21 protein-coding genes are annotated in these 18,676 nt (G+C 51.7%); 2 read left to right on the forward strand and 19 right to left on the reverse strand.

The features are described from left to right. The first annotated feature begins 176 nt into the window (after nt 1–176). A complete protein-coding gene (locus ACR9YC_RS12435; protein WP_438728117.1) occupies nt 177–1,730 on the forward strand; it encodes a lipopolysaccharide biosynthesis protein in 1,554 nt (517 codons plus the stop codon). Between the two features lie 12 nt (nt 1,731–1,742). Here the strand turns inward: ACR9YC_RS12435 and ACR9YC_RS12440 are convergent, their stop codons facing one another. Then, on the reverse strand, nt 1,743–2,219 hold the full coding sequence (locus ACR9YC_RS12440) for a low molecular weight protein-tyrosine-phosphatase (RefSeq protein WP_438728119.1): 477 nt from the start codon (nt 2,217–2,219) through the stop codon (nt 1,743–1,745). Nucleotides 2,220–2,350: 131 nt separating this feature from the next. On the opposite strand from ACR9YC_RS12440, the gene ACR9YC_RS12445 reads away from it, so the two are divergent. Continuing rightward, nucleotides 2,351–3,979: a spinster family MFS transporter gene (locus ACR9YC_RS12445; protein ID WP_438728121.1), complete on the forward strand. Its 1,629-nt coding sequence runs from the start codon at nt 2,351–2,353 to the stop codon at nt 3,977–3,979. A 41-nt stretch (nt 3,980–4,020) separates the two neighbouring features. Here ACR9YC_RS12445 and ACR9YC_RS12450 read toward each other — a convergent pair whose 3' ends face one another. From ACR9YC_RS12450 to ACR9YC_RS12535, 18 genes are all read right to left on the reverse strand, one after another. Then, nucleotides 4,021–5,322: a UDP-glucose dehydrogenase family protein gene (locus ACR9YC_RS12450; RefSeq protein ID WP_438728123.1), complete on the reverse strand. Its 1,302-nt coding sequence runs from the start codon at nt 5,320–5,322 to the stop codon at nt 4,021–4,023. A 195-nt stretch (nt 5,323–5,517) separates the two neighbouring features. Beyond that, complete coding sequence (locus ACR9YC_RS12455) at nt 5,518–6,648, reverse strand: OmpA family protein (RefSeq protein ID WP_438728125.1); 1,131 nt, start codon at nt 6,646–6,648, stop codon at nt 5,518–5,520. A 174-nt stretch (nt 6,649–6,822) separates the two neighbouring features. Next, a complete protein-coding gene (locus ACR9YC_RS12460; RefSeq protein WP_438728127.1) occupies nt 6,823–7,296 on the reverse strand; it encodes a DUF2793 domain-containing protein in 474 nt (157 codons plus the stop codon). 39 nt (nt 7,297–7,335) lie between these two features. Further along, complete coding sequence (locus tag ACR9YC_RS12465) at nt 7,336–9,627, reverse strand: phage tail protein (protein ID WP_438728129.1); 2,292 nt, start codon at nt 9,625–9,627, stop codon at nt 7,336–7,338. A gap of 55 nt (nt 9,628–9,682) precedes the next feature. Next, nucleotides 9,683–10,126 carry a peptidoglycan endopeptidase gene (locus ACR9YC_RS12470; RefSeq protein ID WP_438728131.1) on the reverse strand — a complete coding sequence of 148 codons (444 nt, stop codon included), beginning with the start codon at nt 10,124–10,126 and terminating at the stop codon, nt 9,683–9,685. Beyond that, a complete protein-coding gene (locus ACR9YC_RS12475) occupies nt 10,126–10,944 on the reverse strand; it encodes a DUF2163 domain-containing protein (RefSeq protein ID WP_438728134.1) in 819 nt (272 codons plus the stop codon). The genes ACR9YC_RS12470 and ACR9YC_RS12475 overlap by 1 nt, the downstream gene beginning before the upstream one ends. Next, nucleotides 10,941–13,304 carry a DUF2460 domain-containing protein gene (locus ACR9YC_RS12480; protein ID WP_438728136.1) on the reverse strand — a complete coding sequence of 788 codons (2,364 nt, stop codon included), beginning with the start codon at nt 13,302–13,304 and terminating at the stop codon, nt 10,941–10,943. Before ACR9YC_RS12480 ends, ACR9YC_RS12475 begins: the two co-directional genes overlap by 4 nt. A 78-nt stretch (nt 13,305–13,382) precedes the next feature. Further along, nucleotides 13,383–13,964, reverse strand: a complete 582-nt coding sequence (locus ACR9YC_RS12485) for a tail tape measure protein (RefSeq protein WP_438728138.1) — start codon at nt 13,962–13,964, stop codon at nt 13,383–13,385. Continuing rightward, nucleotides 13,957–14,184 carry a phage tail assembly chaperone gene (locus tag ACR9YC_RS12490; RefSeq protein ID WP_438728140.1) on the reverse strand — a complete coding sequence of 76 codons (228 nt, stop codon included), beginning with the start codon at nt 14,182–14,184 and terminating at the stop codon, nt 13,957–13,959. Before ACR9YC_RS12490 ends, ACR9YC_RS12485 begins: the two co-directional genes overlap by 8 nt. A gap of 3 nt (nt 14,185–14,187) precedes the next feature. After that, nucleotides 14,188–14,511 carry a gene transfer agent family protein gene (locus ACR9YC_RS12495; protein WP_438728143.1) on the reverse strand — a complete coding sequence of 108 codons (324 nt, stop codon included), beginning with the start codon at nt 14,509–14,511 and terminating at the stop codon, nt 14,188–14,190. Further along, the gene (locus tag ACR9YC_RS12500; protein ID WP_438728145.1) at nt 14,508–14,915 is read right to left on the reverse strand and encodes a phage major tail protein, TP901-1 family; all 408 of its coding nucleotides are present in this window, start codon (nt 14,913–14,915) and stop codon (nt 14,508–14,510) included. Before ACR9YC_RS12500 ends, ACR9YC_RS12495 begins: the two co-directional genes overlap by 4 nt. A 20-nt stretch (nt 14,916–14,935) precedes the next feature. After that, nucleotides 14,936–15,346 (reverse strand): tail completion protein gp17, encoded by a 411-nt coding sequence (gene gp17 / locus ACR9YC_RS12505; protein ID WP_438728147.1) that lies wholly within the window; start codon nt 15,344–15,346, stop codon nt 14,936–14,938. Between the two features lie 19 nt (nt 15,347–15,365). Beyond that, nucleotides 15,366–15,599, reverse strand: a complete 234-nt coding sequence (locus tag ACR9YC_RS12510) for a hypothetical protein (protein WP_438728150.1) — start codon at nt 15,597–15,599, stop codon at nt 15,366–15,368. 1 nt (nt 15,600) lies between these two features. Further along, nucleotides 15,601–16,158 carry a head-tail connector protein gene (locus tag ACR9YC_RS12515; RefSeq protein ID WP_438728152.1) on the reverse strand — a complete coding sequence of 186 codons (558 nt, stop codon included), beginning with the start codon at nt 16,156–16,158 and terminating at the stop codon, nt 15,601–15,603. Continuing rightward, nucleotides 16,158–16,439 (reverse strand): phage fiber-tail adaptor protein, encoded by a 282-nt coding sequence (locus ACR9YC_RS12520; RefSeq protein WP_438728154.1) that lies wholly within the window; start codon nt 16,437–16,439, stop codon nt 16,158–16,160. The genes ACR9YC_RS12515 and ACR9YC_RS12520 overlap by 1 nt, the downstream gene beginning before the upstream one ends. Nucleotides 16,440–16,456: 17 nt before the next feature. Continuing rightward, nucleotides 16,457–16,630, reverse strand: a complete 174-nt coding sequence (locus ACR9YC_RS12525; protein ID WP_438728156.1) for a hypothetical protein — start codon at nt 16,628–16,630, stop codon at nt 16,457–16,459. Then, nucleotides 16,630–17,307, reverse strand: a complete 678-nt coding sequence (locus ACR9YC_RS12530; protein WP_438728159.1) for a hypothetical protein — start codon at nt 17,305–17,307, stop codon at nt 16,630–16,632. The genes ACR9YC_RS12525 and ACR9YC_RS12530 overlap by 1 nt, the downstream gene beginning before the upstream one ends. 125 nt (nt 17,308–17,432) lie before the next feature. Continuing rightward, nucleotides 17,433–18,671 carry a phage major capsid protein gene (locus ACR9YC_RS12535; protein ID WP_438728161.1) on the reverse strand — a complete coding sequence of 413 codons (1,239 nt, stop codon included), beginning with the start codon at nt 18,669–18,671 and terminating at the stop codon, nt 17,433–17,435. Nucleotides 18,672–18,676 lie beyond the last annotated feature (5 nt).

The following is an 18,676-nucleotide window of genomic DNA, read 5'->3' on the forward strand; positions in this document are numbered from 1 at the left end:
GATCCTTTGTACCGGGGGACTGTTGTCCGATTATGTTGGCGACCGATCCGTAGAAGCGTTTAGAGCGTCATCTCCGTGCCGGTGAGAGGTCATATATGGGGGGCTTCTGATTCCGTCAACACACTTTCGTAATTTTGTTGCAAAAAAATTTGCAAATGTGCGTTAGAAGCGTCCTCATGAGTGACCACGTTACAGATGATATGGGTGTAAAACCCGCAAATACAAGCACCTCTGCTGGTAAGTCGGGTTTTGGCGACACTGTCAAAACCGCACTTTTCTGGCGTTCGGGCAGTCAAATCCTTGCTCAGATACTCACCTGGGGATCAACACTTGCAGTTATCAGGATACTTGATCCATCAGATTATGGCCTGTTTGCTATGTCGCAAACTTTATTGGCCTTTCTGGCTTTTTTGAATGGCTATGGCTTTGCCAGTTCACTGATTCAGTCTGAAAATGTGAGTCGCAAACAGATTCGCCAGGCTTTTGGCCTATTGATTCTTCTCAATATGATTCTTGCGATAGCCCAAATCGCACTCGCACCGATTGTGGCGGCCTATTATCAGGAGCCTATTGTCGCCAATATGCTCTGGGTTCAGGCCCTTATATATCTGGCGACACCGTTTATTGTGATTCCCGAAGTGTTGATGAGCAGGCAGCTTGATTTCAAAAGGCAGGCAATCGTCAATTTGATCGCCGCCATAATAGGCGCGGTTGTTGCTTTTGTCCTTGCCCTATCTGACTGGGGCGTGTGGGCATTGGTCTTTGCGCCGATATCATTATTCTGGACGCGGGCTATTGGACTGACACTGGCGGGCCGATTCTTTTATATGCCCAGCTTCGACTTTCGCGGAACAGGCGCGATGATCAGTTTTGGCTCGGCTATGCTGATTGGCCATTTGTTCTGGGTCATCCAATCGCAATCCAGCATATTCATCGCTGGCCGGTTTATCGCCACCGATGCATTGGGTATATATGCCACGGCACTGTTTCTGGCGCAGATATTTGCGACCAAGTTTATCCCACCGCTCAATGCGGTCGCCTTTCCTGCTTATGCGCAACTGCAAAATGACCCCTCGCGTCTAAGCTGGTCATTCTTAAAAGCGGTGCGGCTCATATTGTTGGTGTCATGCCCACTCTATATAGGTCTGTCCGTCACTGCGAACGAGCTTGTTCATATCGTCTTTGTCGAAAAATGGTTCAGCTTGGGGCCATTGCTGCAAATTATCTCGCTCGCCATGCCCTTTATGACATTGCAGATTTTGTTCGGGCCAGCGCTCAATGCTCTAGGTAAACCGCAAATAACCATGCGCAATGCTATGTTCGGCGCAATTATCATGTCCGCGACTTTCGCCCTTGCCGTGCAGTTTGGAACTATCGGCATGGCTTATGGTTGGCTTATTGCATTTCCGCTTTTGACCGCTTTCACTTTTTGGCAAGCACATAGATGGATCAATATTAGTGCCCTACAATTGCTCAAAGCAATGTGGCCTGCCGCATCAGCTTCAGCCATTATGGGTGTTGTCGTTTATCTGGTTGGCGCGTTTCTGCTGCCCGGCCTTTCACTTGATCTTTTGCAAAACATTTTCAGATTCGGCGTAATGGTGGCGATAGGCGGTCTCGTCTATGTGCTGACTTTGCGGCTTTTATTGCCTGAAACTCTGAGCGAACTCATAAGACTCATCATCAAACGCAAGCCACCACAATCTGGAGATTCGGCTGCAGGTGCTTAGTCAGAAGATTTATTAGTCTTCGCCAAGCAACGAAGAAAAGAGACTGGGCATAGCCTGATTGACCAATGTCCAGACATGCAGAAAATCTGAACCATCACCATAATAGGGGTCCGGCACATCCTGCCCGATGTCGCTAGGAGCAAAGTCTAGTAACAGACAGATCTCGGCATGGTCTGAGGCTTCCAAATTTGCAGCGCGCAACGCCTCAATATCCGCCAAGTTTTGCCGATCCATTGCGCAGATCAGATCAAAACGCGCAAAATCGGCCAATTTCAACTGACGTGCTTTTTGCCGTGATATATCCACGCCATAAGATTGCGCGATAGCTATGCTTCGCGAATCAGGAGGATTGCCAATATGCCAAGCTCCCGTCCCTGCCGAGTCGAGCCGCACTTCTTTGCCATTTTGCATCGCAAATGCTGCGGCCACCCCTTCGGCCAATGGTGATCGACAGATATTGCCCAGACAGACAAACAGAATGGATGCCATGGTGATGTTGACCCTGATAGATTTTCGCGTTGCTTATTGTCTCTGCCATGTTAGCCAGATGCAATAAAATAAAAATAGGAGAATATGCTATGGCCTCAAAGGGGACCAAAGTCGACGCAGAGGCGGCTCCCATGAGCAGCGATATCGATCAGGCCAAAGCACCGGGGCGCATATATAGCTATTATGTTCTGTCATTGCTGGTCGTGTTTTACGCATTCAACTTTTTAGATCGGCAAATCATAACAATACTCGCCCCATCATTAAAAACTGATCTGAACCTTAGCGACGCGCAAATAGGCCTATTATTCGGCACGGCATTTGCGCTTTTCTACGCACTCTTTGGCATTCCATTGGCAAAACTGGCTGATGGGTGGAACCGCGTAAAGACAATCTCGCTAGGGCTTAGCTTATGGTCGGCCATGACTGCCGTTAGCGGTTTTGCAGGAAATTTTGCCCAGCTCGGTGCTGCGCGTATAGGCGTAGGCATCGGTGAAGCCAGCGCTTCACCAGCAGCCTATTCATTGATTCAGGATTATTTTCCCAAAAGGCAAAGGGCAACCGCGCTCGCATTTTATAGCAGCGGCATCTATGTCGGAGTAGGTGCATCGCTTATATTTGGCGGCGCGGTCATCGGCTATTGGGATAGCAACTTTACCCCCGAAACGCGGCCCTTTGGTTTAGCAGGCTGGCAAGCCACATTCTTGGCTTTCGGGGTCCCGGGTTTATTGCTCGCTCTGCTTGTCCGTTTCACTGTGCGCGAACCGGTGCGCGGCCTTTTCGACGGCATAAAATCCATCAAAGAAGCTCCACACCCCTTCAAAGATGTTGCCCGTGAAATGGCAACAATGTTCCCTCCATTCAGCATCATCAACCTTGCAAAGGTGAAGAACGACCGCAGCGCTCTGCATCGCAACATTCTTGTTTTGGGGGCCAGTATCGCCTTTGCAATATTGTTGGTTTTTTGGACAGATGGCTTGCTAGCAGAAGGCAAAAAGGCGCCAATTGGCAGCATTGGCGGAATCACTATCACCACCAATGTTGTGCAATGGACGGCCATGGCTATAGGCGTTTATTGCAGCTTTAGCTGGTTACAATCCATCCGCAATCGCGACCTTCCGGCCGCCAAACTGATTGGGAATAAGAGCTTTGCCATGCTCTCTCTGGTGGGGGGCTTGGCCTCATTTGCCAGCTATGGCCTGTCGCCTTTTATCTTCCTGTATAGCAGCCAGACATTTGGCGTTGGCCCAGAATCGGCAATCACATTGGGCTGGATATTGGCCATTAGCGGCGGTTTAGGGACGATTTTTGGTGGCGCTTTGTCCGATCGTGCAAAGAAAATTAATGCCTCGGGCCGCGTTTATGTAGTTTTTTTCGCGCTGGGCTTCAGCGCCATTGCCACATATTTCCAGCTAACCACAGAGAATCTTACGCTCTTTTATGTCTTGCTAGGCGCAAGCAACTTTCTTCAAATCATGTGGCTGGCGCCTATAGCCGCAACGACTCAAGATTTGGTACTGCCGCGCATGCGCGGTACGGCCGCTGCAATATTTCTACTAGGCACCAATATCATAGGCCTTGGCATGGGGCCGTATGTGGTAGGATTAATTAGTGATGTAACAGGAGATTTGCGCTTTGCCATGCTCTCTGTCTTGGGAATGTTCCCAATAATATTGTTGCTGCTTATATTGTTGATTAAGCGTGTGCCGGAAATGGAACGCACCGTATTAGAACGCGCGCGAGCGGCGGGAGAGGCTGTCTAATCTCAGCGCTACAATATTGGTCGTTGCTGATGAAGCCGGCTTTACCGACCAACGCTATAATAGGTGAACCCTATGGCCTTGGCTTCCTCAGGGTTATATATATTCCTAAGGTCAATCAGCACTGGCTGGGCTGCAAGTTCGCGCATCCGGCGCAAATCAAGCGCGCGAAATGCATCCCATTCCGTAACAATCACTATGGCATCCGCATCAATTACAGCTTCATAGCTGTCTTTGGCCATTGATACTTCAGGCATGATTGCTGATGCTGCCTCCATGCCTTCTGGATCATACCCCGTTAAAGACGCACCGCCATCAAGCAGCGCTTGTGCAATAGCAATGGAAGGTGCGTCGCGCATATCATCAGTATTGGGTTTGAAAGTCAAACCAAGCAGAGCAATCTTACGGCCACGAACATCGCCATTAAGCGCATCAATAACTTTGCGGCCCATTGCACGCTTACGATTATCATTCACCTGCACAACCGATTCGACGATGCGCATCGGGCTGTTATAATCTTGGCTGGTTTTCAGCAGAGCAAGCGTGTCTTTAGGAAAGCATGAGCCACCATAGCCAGGGCCTGCATGCAAAAATTTGGCACCAATGCGATTATCGAGCCCGATGCCGCGTGAGACATCCTGAATATCTGCGCCAACTTTCTCGCACAAATCCGCCACTTCGTTGATGAAAGTAATTTTTGTCGCAAGAAATGCATTGGCGGCATATTTGGTGATTTCTGCCGTGCGTCGTCCTGTGAAAAGAATAGGCGCCTCATTCAAAAATAATGGCCGATAAACCTCACGCATAACGCGCTGGGCCTCCTCATGCTCACAACCAATAACGATGCGATCAGGGCGTTTAAAATCTCCAATCGCCGCGCCTTCACGCAGAAACTCGGGGTTAGAGACAACATGTACAGTCACGTTCGGATTGGTTTCTCGCAATATGCGTTCAACCTCGTCGCCTGTACCGACTGGCACAGTGGACTTGTTAACGACAACGGCAGATTTCTTGAGATTCTCACCAATCTCTCGTGCAGCAGCATAGACATATTGCAAATCAGCATGGCCATCACCGCGGCGCGACGGAGTGCCGACAGCGATAAAGATGGCGTCGGCATCTGCTACAGCGCTGGCCAAATCGGTCGTAAAACTTAACCGTCCAGCGTCTGCATTGGAAGTGACCAGTGCATCCAAGCCTGGTTCATAAATTGGCATCTTGCCAGCGCGGAGACCATCAATCTTAGCCGCATCTTTATCGACGCAGACAACATCATGACCAAAGTCTGAAAAACATGCGCCAGAAACAAGACCGACATAGCCTGAGCCTATCATTGCAATTTTCATATAGCACCTGCTTCCTTGGCTATTATCGAGAGCCCAACTGATTACGGTGTATTCGCATACACAATAAGGGTTAACGGTCAACTATCCCACGGTAATCTTACATAAAAGCGGCAAACATGGCGGTAGTGAAATATGGAGCGCGCACAAAAAAAGGGTCGGCAATTAAGCCGACCCTTTTTGTTAGCTATTAGGCTATTAGTTGCCTGAACCTGGGCCGTATGTGATTTCCACACGACGGTTTTGCAATTCACGAACACCGTCAGCAGTATCAACACGTGGTGCCGACTCGCCAAATGCTTCGCTAGAAATCGCACCAGCAGAAACGCCGCGTGATGTCAGATAAGCACGAACTGATTCGTTACGACGTTGTGACAAGCCAACATTGTAGCTTTGTGAGCCAGAACGGTCAGCGTGACCAGCAAGCATGATAGGAACATTATTACAGTTACCATAGGCGGATACTGCATTGTCCAAAATTGTTGCCGCCTCAGGTGTGATATTCGATTTATCGAAATCGAAGAACACAATGTAAGGGCCTTTTTCACATGTCACTACCGGTGCAGGTGGTGGCGGAGGTGGTGGTGGCGGAGGTGGTGGTGGCGGAGGTGGTGGCGGCGGAGGTGCCGGTGGAGGCGGAGTATCACCGCCGAAGTTATAAATTATACTACCCAAAAGGCTGTGCGTACGGATACGACCGTCGAGGTTACGGCCTGTACGATCAACGATGCTCAAAGAATCAGAGTTGAAATAGCGATATTTCAAACCAATATCCCAACTGTCAGATATTGGCGCGCGGATGCCAGCAAGACCTTGCCAAGCGAAGCCAGTGTCTGAATCATCAACACCGGGGCCGCCGTCAGACGTTTGAGCGGTAAGGGAAACGTCAGTACGAGCGATACCTACACCACCGCCAACAAAGCCTTGAATTCCGTCATCTTCACCGAAATCAAGCAAGCCATTCAGCATAAATGCTAAAACATTAGTTGATCCTGCTACACCAGGAAAGTTACCTGTAGTGAATGGAGGCGCAAAATCACCAACTGGAAAACCGGAGATGCCATTAAGGAAATCAGGATCTGCTTCACGGTAGCTTACTTCACCTTCGAGGCGGAAAAAACCAAAGTCATAGCCGACATAGCCGCCTACGTCATACCCAGTATCAGAGCTAACACTGTTGCCGCCCTCTACTCCATTTACGTCATACTCAATGTCTTCTACGATAGTGATACCGCCATCAACACCGATATACCACTCGCCGTCACGTGCAAAAGCAGGTGTGGTGAGTGCCGTCGACGCTAATGCCAGTCCGATGACTAACTTCCGCATTTGGGATCCCCTTTCGGATTCTTAACAAACTCAAGCCTCTAATTAGCGCGATGATTGATAAGGCGCAAGACATCAAATGAAGCTAAGTGTTGCCAAAATGTCGCCTTTACATTCATATTTGTCAAAAAATGAGGGCAGATTACCATTTAACCGCATCCATATTGTATCTTATAATCAAAGCTGTGGATACAGAACCCCTATCTCAACTAGCCTATCAATCACTGCGGAAATAGCGACTCTTGCCTGTTCATCAACTACGTCGCCGCCACTAGCTAATTCGGGTGCTATATAGCTCTTCCACGCCCCCTCACGAAAAAACAACATACCGCCATTGGAGCGGTCATAAATATGTTGTCCTTCAATTGGAGCGCATAAACGCCATCCAGTGCTCGACCAATATGCAATATGGTTTTCGCATCCCTCCCACTCTCCCGAGGAATTTCCAGAGATCAGCCAAGATTCGCCACGAACGGGCTGAAGAGTATCTGGGTTGTCAGCTAAACCAACAATAGCTGGAGTCATAACGGCATCGATTTTTTCCAATGCTTCATTCACCGTTACTTCTTTGTGCGCTTGGGACGGAAATAAAAAAGGCAGTCCGAGTCGCGCACTACGATCCGCTGCATTAAAAACTGGGCTTTGCGACATAGTATAAAGCTCCTTTGAAGAAATTGCTCGGCAGAATAGCTAGGGTATTTGAAAATATAATGTGGCTGGTTTTGATGTCGCATATGTGCCCAATTGGCGTATAATGGCGACGATAGTCTCGCCGGAAGATGCCAAAATATCTTGATCTTCAGCGGATAGGCTAAGTAATGACTGATCAGTTTCGAATGATAAAAACGGCGGCCCGGAAGTTATAATGTCTGCTCCTAAAGCATGATCGATTGCCGATGCTTGCCAGAAGCCAATACTATACGCCTCTCTCTCTTCAACCAGCGGCATGTCTACGCCGTCACTCCACAGAAACGGGATGCGGCTTCGCCTCACCCATCTCAGCTGCGATATATAAACCGGCTGCCCACTTTGGGTGTTACTGGAGGGAGGACGAATCTGCCAACACAGATGCACAGGGGGCAATGGACGCAGTGCTCTTATCATTGACGTTTGCGCGAAGGACAAGTTTGAAATCCCGCGAGAAACAAGCGCGTAATCTCCCGTCTGGCGAAGTATATTCCCACTCGCAGGAACGTATGCAACATTGTGATTGAGCAATAAGCAGCGCGTCCCAGCTTCATGACCATTTTCAGCGCCCAAGCCATCCCCCAATGCTCGGTATAAACCGGAGAGGCGATATTGACCTTCGCCCAGATACTCAGCGCGTTCAAACTGTATAACTTCATCGCCCAGCAGCAGCATATTGTCGCCACTAGCCAAACCGTCTTGATCAATATTTGCCAAAAATGGATCAGCGCCTTCAAATGCAATAATCAGATGTTCGTTATAATCGCGCATAATGCCCGTTGCTGGTGAAACACCATTAAGCAAGGTACCATAATCAGCTTGCGCTTGAACTGGCCCTATAAAGTCTAGCAGGCCACCATCTGCGGTGGCCCGGTAAAGCGCGCCGCCACGCCATATAGATGCGCCAGATGTATCAGAACCAGCGATATCTTCGCGCACTGTAGCAGCCAGATTTACTGCATTAGGGGAAAGTTCTGCCGTTGCTGGCAGATCGAAAATATCTAGTACGCCGGCAATGGCAATCTGGTCAGGGGCTGATAGGCTACGGCCCGCCTCTGCTTGGGCAGGCGCAGTGTCTTTGCCAGATTCATCGCGGATCAGTTCCAGAGAAACACCTTCAACACTGAAACGCCATTGATCGATTCGCCAAAGCCCAGCCTCAGTTTCGATACGGATTGTCCGACCCGGCCGCAGCATCGGATCAAGCCGCGCCATATGCAGTGTCCGTTCCCGATCTTGATATTGGCTGTAGCGATAGAGGCGCTGAGTAATATTTTGTGCGTTACTGGCTGTAAGAGCCGCTGGCATATCAAAAATAGCTGGCGCGCGCCCAATATTCCCGTTGAGTGAACGGCGGATACCCGCCTGATAATCGCGTTCAGGCTCATAATATCGCAGCTGGATTTGCTGCGCACGTGCATGTGGCCGCATCCGTTGCTCAGCTGGAGTGCCGCTATCTCCCTCTTGATGGATAATATCCGCATCCCGAACCGTTAAAATGTCATCGGCGGGAATCAAGTCGCGGCGCGTTAGCCGCAACCCATCCATGGTCCAATCAATATGATGCGGAAAGCTTGTAGCCATTTCATCCAGCACTTGCACCTGACGATCTGCCTGAGCAGAGTAACCCAGTATCTCTGCGGGTTGTTTCGGACTATTTGAGTCTAGATGTGCAAAGTCTGCAAATATATCGCTTGGCGAAAGCGGTGCTGCATCTGCTTCAACTTCGAACGTCAGGGACGGAATACGATTGCCAAAATCCGTCAGATCCAGTTCTTCAAAGACACAATATGCCAACCCGCGATAACCCAGAGCAGCGTCTTCGCCTTCCATTGCCGCAATGAGAGGATCGGGGTCTTGGTCGCCATGGCCATTGTAAAAACGAAAGCCGGTATTGGTTTTGAAATCACCAGCCTCTCCGCGCAGCAAATTGCCTTCGGCCCAAATTCTTTTGACGTTTTTTAGTGGCCGACTCGATAAAACCACAGCCATGGAAACACCATAAGAAAACTGGACTGTGCCCGGCCTGCCCTTGCCGCCACCTTGCCTTTCCCGGCTTTCAATAAGATCGGTTGCCCAGATCACAGTGCCCGCCACCCGCATGCGGCCATATATGCGCGGTACCAAAGAACCATATTGCGATGTTTGGACAGCAAGATCGGTTAAACGCGGCCCCTCGCGATCATTGCTGCCGAAAAGAACACCATCAACCTGCCGCCCTATAATCGCGCCAATTGCGCCGCCAATAGGCCCGCCTACGGCTGTTCCCACAGCAGTTAATACCAATGTTGCCATATCAATATCCTTATTTTGTATCCGGCAGACTGGTTATCTTTGCACTCATTGCGCTTTATTTGGCAGCAAGCCGCCAGCGGATCTGTACTGGCCATGGGCTCAAACTGGTGGTCAGCAGAGTCTTACGGCATCCCAGATGCGCATGGACGAAACCAGTTGGCACCTTGACCAGCAAATGGGATTGGCCAGCGGCTGGAGCGACCAAGACAATATCACCTGATTGTCCATTATCGTCCTTACCCAGTCGCAAAAGACCCGCGGACTGCGCCCATAGCAAAACCGTGGACTGTCCTGGCCCACGCAAGCTGTACGTGTCTGGCGGCGCCGGGACATCGCGGACTGATCGCAAAGCGTGAAGAGCCACGCCGACGCAATCCAACCCCTTATGTAAGCAGCGCCCATGTAATCTAAATGGACTGCCTATGCATTGCTTGGCGGCCTCGGCTATTTGTTCGCCTTGCTGGACAGAAACCATCGCCAGCAATTCATACTCCGCCATTAATTAGGGAACCGTGTCAGCAAGTCATTACCGGGCAAGTGCGGTTCACCCCGGAAGTTGATAACATTGGCATAACGGTTCTGACAGGTGGCCAAAGTCTTGTCGCAACCCTGTGTCAGACGTGCCTTATCACCCGGCATGATAGAAAAATATGGTGAGGGCAGCAGGCAAAGACCAGCACCGTCAAAGGATATTACACGCTGTGAAAGACCTCTATTTGCACCAGATACCCAATGCACATCACCTTCAACGAAATTTTGTGCGATATTCGCGTCAATCCCTGCAAAACTAATAGCCGCATTGGCATCATCCACTGTTGTAACGGCTGCTAATCTGCGGAAACGCGATCTGGATAATCCACATGCACGATCACCAAATTCCGCCCGGCATGATGGCGATGTGCGGGGACATAATGCCTGATTTAGAACATTCTTGCCACTAAGCAGCTCGACCTGAAAACTGTCTTCCCGCCGGATAATTTCCCCAAATTGGGCTTCTAAAATCCAATCGGGTTGACGATCGGCATCTTGCCAATCTGCTATGCCAATAGCCATGCGGGCGCTGTCCCACCGACCAGCAGCCAGATCATCTTCATCAATGGCGTCACTGCTCAGAACACCCTCAATATCCATGGTTTCAGCTTCAGGGTTTCCATGCAGTTCGATAGCGGATGGCCGCATTCCCGGCGCTGCGCGATATTGTATATTGCCGCGCCATACATCGCGATCATGCGCAGCAAACCCCAGTGTCACGCCATCTGCACGCTCCAGTCGCCAAAGCATGATCGCACTGTCCAGTTCTGTAGCAAACCAGCTCATGCCGCAATTGGTCCTGTCTCTTGATCGCTATCTGCTTGGCGCACTTCAACCAAGACTATGCTGGTTGCTTCTCCAGCGGCAAAGGTCGCAGCGTTAATCGCCAAACTGTCTTCGGCAAAGCGTACCGGTACATCAAAAACATAATGCGCTCGTAATATAGCGCCTTCAGGCGGCGGTGTATCGAAAGCAACAACCCCGCCAGCCAACAGCATCCAACCGGATACATCCTCTCCATCCATGCTGATTGCCACCTGATCGGCAACAGGATGCGTGATTCTGCGTATTTGTGGATCGTCGACAGGGCCATAATGTTTGACCAGTTGGAAATTGCTACGCTCGCCATTGCCTATGCCGAGCGGTTGATCCGCGGCGCCATTATCGGGCCCGCTATCGAACTGACGCGAATCATAATCGAAAGGATCACGCAGCCTAAATGCTCTGGCTGGTCCGCGCCGCGCTCTGTAGAATGCCATTAAAGTCGCCAGATCGCGTTCAGACCTTAATGCTGGCCCAACATCAAAGCGCATCAAGGCATCGCTCCATCGGCTGTTGCGCCGCTCATGCCCCCCGGATGTTGTTAAAATCTGTGTTGAAAATCGCGCTTCCGCCAAAACTTCCTGACTAAGCGCGAGGGGAAAACGAACATCGTCAAAGGCCTGCATTTCAGAAGCTCCCATATCAGGAAAATAGGTAAGGCCATCGCGCGCAACCTGCGGCAATGCCCAGAAAAACACCGTCGGGATCATGCGAGACCGCGCCTCTTCAGCGGCCTCAACAATGGGCCGCCACTCGCCCCGATCTTCGGGCCGCAAGACAAAGCCTGCGAAATAATGCTGTTCATGCAGCGGATAGCCCAAGCGGTCTGCGACAAGCGATAAAGCGCGAGCACGCGCACCCGTTTGCCGCGCCACGGCCCAATCATAGTCTTCCAACTGCAACACATCAAAAGCAGGTCGCGCCCATCCGACAGGGATATTGGCCCGCAAAACATCCGGTGCATTGGGGTCCGCAATGGTCGGCAGATAGATCAATATGCTGAGTTCCACATCGGCCGCACCCAGATGACTACGTACCGCTTCGCCTAGATCAGCTGTTGATTGCGCCAATAGTTCACCCGCACGATCCAAAAGTGCCTTTTGCGCGGCGTCCATAGGTTGGAATATCGTATCAATAGAGACCAGCAAATCGCCAAAAGCTGACCGCGCAGCATCGTCATACAAACAGATACGGCCATCAAAGGTCACCCACCACCATGGCTCGCCAATTTGAAAACGGACCGGCAGGCCATTATCATGCAGCAGTTGCGCAAATTCGCACCCTACAGCCTGCAGATACTCCATCGCTCCGCTATGCACTGGGCTGAGCAAGGCGGATGGTGGCACCCAGCCTGTAAGCGCGGGGTCGCCATTTTCTGCCCGCTGCTTCCAATCATCAAAACAATGGGCATCGAAAAGCTCATATGACAGAGAGAATATCAGGCTATGGCCAGCCGCTTTTGCTCTTTGGGCAAAATCCTTGTGCCATTGTCGGCAAGGCTGGTTCAAAGCATTGTCACCCACGGCAACAAACAGCCCGTTACCTGAGGGCGCAAGCTCAAAATAATGGCTCATACCAACATAATGATTGATGGTTTCGCCATAACCCAAATGGCCAATCGCGCGCAAAAGACGTTCGGGCGTTTGATTGAAGCTATCATCATAGGCCGTAGCCATGCACAGGCCCGTATCCGGCAGCATGGCATCGCCAATATCCAGCATTGCGCGTTCACCCGCACAGACAATATCGCTAATCTCGACCCATGCTTCTACGCCAGATACAAAGGAGGTGCCGCTGCCGGTAAATTGCGGCGGCACCAGAGAGATAAACATGCGATCTATGTCATGTGCATAGACACGGTCAGCCTCTGCAGGCAACAGAAAGCCGCCATCCAGCTGTTCAAAGTTAAGCGTGATCCGTGCATCTTCGGGGCTGCCCTGGGCATAATTCCACAACCGCACAAACCAACTGCGCGGCGCGCCATTTGCATCACGACCTTCTATAGTCAGTGTAGGGCCATTAACCGCATTGAGCGGCATTATACCGTGCGAACGCCAATGAAAGCTGAGGCTGCTATGGCTATAATCACGGTCTGTGTCATAAGCCAGCAGCGGGTGATCAAGTATATCCTCACTCTCCCAAATCAGACCGGCAAGCGCGGCATCATCATAAAATACAGCATCAATACGTAAGGCATCTGTCGCCGTTGTGATGACCGAGGCCATCATTGGTCGCGGGAAATTGACGGTCCAGAAACGCGGATCAAAGCGCTGGATAATGTCACTATCCTGCCCATTACGGCGCTCTGCCAACCAAAAAGGCATATGCGTCTCCTCTTATTTTCGGGGTTTCTGGCAATTTAGCAGATCCATCAGACCAGCAGGCAGCCAGTCTGCAAAGACCTAGCTGCGGTTGCGCCTTAAGGCTGAGCTGACACTGCGGGCAATTTGTCGTGACGATCGTTGCAGAGCCTCGCTATCGCGCAAGCCGCCATTGCTATTAACGGTGATCGATAGCTGCATTGCGCCGCGTGAAGCTGGCTCGAGCGGTACGATATTGCCGCTGCTGGTTGGGACAAAAACCTCCGGCCCATTCTCTCCTACGGCAAAGGCTCTGCCAGGGGAGACTGGCCCGCCTGTTGCTCGGCCGGGCAATCCCAAAAGAGAACCGATAAGTCCTGCATCAAATTGGCCGCCGCTTTGGCCGGATTGACCAGACGTGAACCCAATGCTCTGCAAACCCGCTGCGATGGCAGCATCTGCAATATCATCCAATGCGTTCAAGGCCGTGGCGCGCAAATCATCAAAATCCAGCGAGCCGCGCCTTACAGCACTTAACAATCCCTGCTCTAATGCCCGTCCAGCACGGCCAAAACCATCGCCCAGCGCATTATCCAAAGCACCACGCATCGCATCAACATCACGCGAAAAACTTTGCGTATCCGCGCGCACTGCGACCACCAACTCTTCGACTACATCATCCATCAGGAAATTCCTTTAGCAAGCTATTAATGGTGTCTTCGGCGATATTGCTGTCCGGTTTTCTGGGGGTCAAACCAAGCATTGCGCAGAGCTCAACAGGCGTGGCCTGCCAGAAATCATCAGGCCGCCAACCCAGATTGCGGCCAGCCAAGCCCGCCAGTGCCAAAGCATTGTCTGAAAAGCATTGGCGGTTGGCCGCATCTTGTTTCGCGCCGCCAGTCATGGCTTATGATCCCGCCAAAATCTGTTGCAAGATCAAGCGCAGTGTCGGCGTAATATTGGCCAGACCTTGTGAGGCTATTGCCTGACCGACATTGGATTGCGTCAGACCGTCAGGGCGATGTGCCACACAATGCCAGAACAAAGTCGCCATCTCATCCAGCGTCAACTGGCCCGATGATGCGCGCTCTACCAATGCAAATAACGGCCCCAATTCCTGCTCTGCGGCAACCAAAGCGGCAAAGCTGGGGCGCAGCAAATAATTCTGACCCTCAATGCTGAGCTGGGCCTCGCCTCTCAGTCGGTTCGCCTGGGTTTCTACAGCGCTCATAAAGCCGCAACCGCACCGGAACTTTCAAGGCTTAGCGTATAATTGCGCTCTCCATTAAAATCGCCCGAATAGTCGAGACGCGACACCAGAAAACGACCTTGCATGCGCTCACCGCCTTCAAAACTTAATTCGTAGCTATCAATTGTCCCAGCAAGCGCATGGCCGCGTATCCGCGTTTCTGCCTCGCTGCCCAGAAAAACACCAGCACCGGAAACGGAGATAGAGCGCACCCCCGCACCTGATAAAAGCTCACGCCAGCCGCCAGAGTCCTTATTGGTAATAACAACAGCATCGCCATTTATGCTCATCTGCGTGGTGCGTAATCCAGCCACGGTGGAAAATGCCACAGGATCTTCGTCATTGCCAATTTTCAACAAAAAGGCGCTGCCTTTTTCTGCCGCCATAATCTTATCCTTTCATAATTTTATGATGTCAATTGCGCGACCATGCGGATGCGGTAACGGCCCATTGTGCGCCACCTGGCATCTGACCCGCGCAAAATCCGGCGCACCAATGGCTGCAAATTAACGATGCACCAACCAGGCATTTCACTGGGTACTTGATCAAGAACTTGGTCGATAACGCCCAAAGCCTCTCCAAGCTGTTCATCATCCCGTGCATCATCTTGCAGGCTCAGCACCAATTGCACCTCGCGTCCGGTAAAACCGCCGCCGCTCCAATCCCTTGCTTCAGCAATAGAGACTGACAATTGCCGGCCCGATGAAGGGCGAGCTGCCGGATCATCAACACGGTCCAAAACAGCGCCAAGCACTGTATGACCAGCCAAGAAAGTCTGAATATGGCGGCGCAGAGCAATCTCTGGGGCCAGGGTCATGGTTCTGTTCTCCATCGGCTTAATCCCGTCCAATCAAATGAAATCGCTCATCATCAAAATATCGCCGCGCCACATCACGGCCACGAACTGTCACCTGATTGTTGATCCTATCGCGGTCAACCACTACGCCCAGCGCCAACGCCGATAATTGTGTAGCGACACCCTCAAGGCGGCTTTGCACGGCCGCATCGGCAAGCTGTGCACTGCGCCGCTCTATGCTGCGGCCAAAGCCTGTGAGATTATTGATCGCCATATCATGCCACCCGCAAATGCCGCCAGGGCCGCCACAATGCCGTTACCGCAGCCGGAGGATGGGTCTGTGCATCGCGCGGCTGATTATAAAAATGGGCGGCCAGCATGATAATTCCCTGACGCAACGCATCCGGCAGATAGGTCCATTGCGATGCCAGTCCGACACTATATTGCGCCACCACATGCTCACCGCCATCCAATATCGGCAATGGGCCGAGCAGTGTGACACATGCTTTCTGTCGGTCATCAATATCAATGCGATAGCTGGCTACGGGCAGTGCGGTTTTCATGCCATTAGCAGTGGTTTTGCTGACAGAAGTGATAGCAATAACCGGCATATAAGCCAGTGACTGCGCAGCATGATGCATGACCAATTTGTGCGTCACTGCCCGCTGCAAAAGAGCTTTGCCCGTAAAAGCCTCACATAATGAGAATGCAGCACGCAAATATCCGCTAAGCACGGCGTCATCTTGCGATAAGGATAATCCCAGATGCGCTTTGAGCTCTGCCAATGCCGCCGATGATATAAGCGGAGGCGCTGTTTCCTGTGCGATGGACATTATCGTGCCTCCACTCTGATCGTGATGGTCCGCTCATCTGCAATGCCGGAATTGAGCGTGACACGGTTTGTCAGCGTATAGACATGCCCGGCAATACCGCCGGAGACGATCACAAACGCACGCGCCGGATCATGACCGCTATCGACGACTTCCAACCCGCCACTTTCATGCGGATCGATATGCCAACTGCTTGTAGAGAGTGACTCTTGGCCCAGATATTCTGCCGCCCAGTCCATGTGATAATCGAGCCGCGATTGCGGATCTTTGAGGTAATAACCCATATTTACAAATCCTGTAATTAGCCATGTCTTGGACGGCGTACCGGTTTGGCGGTGCGGTTCTGAGCCGATGGCTGATGCCCGCGCCGCTGCACGGACAATGGCAATGGCCATTTTGCCGACCCGGCAAGCGGTTGCACAGCCAGCGGCATCGCGGCTGTAACCGGCACATTATTATCAAGCGGAACGGGCATTAGCTGTCTGCCAGAAAGCTGATGCCCGACAGGCTGAACCAAGCAGGTGAACCTGATTGCAGCACGACATCGCCATTTGAACGGATAAAGATCCCGACAACATCGCTGGAGCCTGAATTGCGCACGGTGAAAAATTCGGTCGCTGATGGTCCCATATCATTTGGCAAGGTGAAGAGGATAATATTGTTACCGCCTGCGCCGCCACCAATATTACCAGACAGATATACCCGCTGGTCCGCGCCTTTATAATATTGCACTGGTGCTGCCCATGGCGCGAAATTGCCCCAGCCATTTTCAAATTGCGGCACGTGCAATATTGGCGCTGTGGGCTGGTCCACTATTGGCGGTTCTTGTGCTTCACTGAACCAGCGGGCAGAGGCCGTCAGGGCAATGGTTTTTTGTCCCGCTATAAAGTCACACGCTCCTGCTCCATCGCTGGAAATATCGGCAAGCCGTTCTACAGCAAAATTTTCGCCTTGTGGCACCAAATGCCCGATACCGACTTCCCATTGCGGCACCACACCCTCGCCAGTAATGACATAGGCAAATGTTTCATCTGGCGTCGCGGCTTCTGCAAAACTGCGAAAGCCCGGAACGGCGCCAGTCAGTTGTAACGGTCCAGTGCCGACGGACAGGCTGCTTTCCAAGATTCGATCAGCGAAGAATAATCTCTGCATGAAAGCTTCCTTTCAGATCATATAGGTGTCTGCGCCGCTGGTAGGGGACGAACCAGCGGCGCAGACAAAACCCCAAGGCCAAAAGGCATTGGAGCGAAACAGATAAGCAAATATGTGCGATGCTATTAGGCGGTGAACTGGAGCAATTTGATCGCTTCAGAGTTCACCACCTGCCCGCCAACACGCTTGGTCGCATAAAAGTGCACAAAGGGTTTGTTGGTAAACGGATCACGCAGAATATTGGTCGCGCTGCGCTCTGTAATCAAATAACCGGCGCGGAAATTACCAAAGGCGATTGATAGGCTGTCATCCGCAATATCGGGCATATCCTCTGCCTCAACCACAGGATAACCCAGCAAAGTGTCCGGACGACCTTCAGCAAGACCTGCCTGCCACAAAAACGCGCCATCGGCAGTTTTGAACTTGCGGATAATCGCCAGTGTCGATGAATTCATCACAAAACTAGCACCTTGCCGATAGCCAGGCTTAAGGCTGTGCACCAAATCGATCAGGCGATCTTCTGGATTGACAGCAGAAAAGCCGCCATCCGCGCCCGTACCGATTACTTGCAAGGTGCCAAAAGGCCTTGCATCATCACCATTAGCGCTGACCGGAGCAGTGAGAAAGCCAGCCGGTTGGTTATTGCCAGTGCCACCAACAAAAGCCGCGCCTTCCGCACGCGCAAATTCCTCGGCAATCTCTCCGGCCAGCCAGCTTTCAACATCAAATGCTGCATCATCCAGCATGGCCTGACTCGCCGCAGGATTGGCATAAAGCTCGCCAGTGGGCGGCGCGATTTCGGCAAATTCCGGTGTATCGGTTTCAGGTCGGCCAGCAGTTTCGCTCACCCAGCCCGACGGAGTACCGCCATGAGTAACCAGCTTGCGATAACCCGCACTTCCTGTTTGCACGACATTAGCAATGGCACGAATGGGGGAAATGTCAGTCAGAACACGCCCGATAACAGCGTCAATTTCCTGCGGTACAGCAAAGCCGCCCTCTGGGCCGCTATTTGCACTAAAGCTCTTAACCTCCCCGCTTTGCCCGCGCCGCAAATAGCCATCAACAAATTGCTGTGTTGCAGGGCTGCGCGAGATACTTTTTGTGCCTGTCACAGCTTCACCATTGCTGGTCGACAGTGCAGGCCGAGCTGCTGCACTGGCAATACGCGCCAGACCGTCTTTCAACTGCCGGGTTTCCCCTTGCAAGCTGGTGACATCGGCTTTGATGCCATCAACATTGCTCTCTACCGCGCTGATGCGAGCTTCATGCTCTTCGCTCTTCAAAATTGCATCGAAACTTGCTGCGAGCGGGTCCGTAGCAGCCGTGCCGCTAGCGGTGTTATTCTCAGTCATATTGTCCATGGGGT

It is taken from the genome of Parasphingorhabdus sp. DH2-15, from assembly GCF_051668705.1.
Taxonomy (GTDB): Bacteria; Pseudomonadota; Alphaproteobacteria; order Sphingomonadales; family Sphingomonadaceae; genus Alterisphingorhabdus.

Bases quoted from the DNA above. Each gene is read 5' to 3' on its own strand.
- ACR9YC_RS12435 (WP_438728117.1), top strand. From the start codon at position 177: ATGAGTGACCACGTTACAGATGATATGGGTGTAAAACCCGCAAATACA.
- ACR9YC_RS12440 (WP_438728119.1), bottom strand. From the start codon at position 2,219: ATGGCATCCATTCTGTTTGTCTGTCTGGGCAATATCTGTCGATCACCA.
- ACR9YC_RS12445 (WP_438728121.1), top strand. From the start codon at position 2,351: ATGAGCAGCGATATCGATCAGGCCAAAGCACCGGGGCGCATATATAGC.
- ACR9YC_RS12450 (WP_438728123.1), bottom strand. From the start codon at position 5,322: ATGAAAATTGCAATGATAGGCTCAGGCTATGTCGGTCTTGTTTCTGGC.
- ACR9YC_RS12455 (WP_438728125.1), bottom strand. From the start codon at position 6,648: ATGCGGAAGTTAGTCATCGGACTGGCATTAGCGTCGACGGCACTCACC.
- ACR9YC_RS12460 (WP_438728127.1), bottom strand. From the start codon at position 7,296: ATGTCGCAAAGCCCAGTTTTTAATGCAGCGGATCGTAGTGCGCGACTC.
- ACR9YC_RS12465 (WP_438728129.1), bottom strand. From the start codon at position 9,627: ATGGCAACATTGGTATTAACTGCTGTGGGAACAGCCGTAGGCGGGCCT.
- ACR9YC_RS12470 (WP_438728131.1), bottom strand. From the start codon at position 10,126: ATGGCGGAGTATGAATTGCTGGCGATGGTTTCTGTCCAGCAAGGCGAA.
- ACR9YC_RS12475 (WP_438728134.1), bottom strand. From the start codon at position 10,944: ATGAGCTGGTTTGCTACAGAACTGGACAGTGCGATCATGCTTTGGCGA.
- ACR9YC_RS12480 (WP_438728136.1), bottom strand. From the start codon at position 13,304: ATGCCTTTTTGGTTGGCAGAGCGCCGTAATGGGCAGGATAGTGACATT.
- ACR9YC_RS12485 (WP_438728138.1), bottom strand. From the start codon at position 13,964: ATGGATGATGTAGTCGAAGAGTTGGTGGTCGCAGTGCGCGCGGATACG.
- ACR9YC_RS12490 (WP_438728140.1), bottom strand. From the start codon at position 14,184: ATGACTGGCGGCGCGAAACAAGATGCGGCCAACCGCCAATGCTTTTCA.
- ACR9YC_RS12495 (WP_438728143.1), bottom strand. From the start codon at position 14,511: ATGAGCGCTGTAGAAACCCAGGCGAACCGACTGAGAGGCGAGGCCCAG.
- ACR9YC_RS12500 (WP_438728145.1), bottom strand. From the start codon at position 14,915: ATGGCGGCAGAAAAAGGCAGCGCCTTTTTGTTGAAAATTGGCAATGAC.
- gp17 (WP_438728147.1), bottom strand. From the start codon at position 15,346: ATGACCCTGGCCCCAGAGATTGCTCTGCGCCGCCATATTCAGACTTTC.
- ACR9YC_RS12510 (WP_438728150.1), bottom strand. From the start codon at position 15,599: ATGGCGATCAATAATCTCACAGGCTTTGGCCGCAGCATAGAGCGGCGC.
- ACR9YC_RS12515 (WP_438728152.1), bottom strand. From the start codon at position 16,158: ATGTCCATCGCACAGGAAACAGCGCCTCCGCTTATATCATCGGCGGCA.
- ACR9YC_RS12520 (WP_438728154.1), bottom strand. From the start codon at position 16,439: ATGGGTTATTACCTCAAAGATCCGCAATCGCGGCTCGATTATCACATG.
- ACR9YC_RS12525 (WP_438728156.1), bottom strand. From the start codon at position 16,630: ATGCCCGTTCCGCTTGATAATAATGTGCCGGTTACAGCCGCGATGCCG.
- ACR9YC_RS12530 (WP_438728159.1), bottom strand. From the start codon at position 17,307: ATGCAGAGATTATTCTTCGCTGATCGAATCTTGGAAAGCAGCCTGTCC.
- ACR9YC_RS12535 (WP_438728161.1), bottom strand. From the start codon at position 18,671: ATGGACAATATGACTGAGAATAACACCGCTAGCGGCACGGCTGCTACG.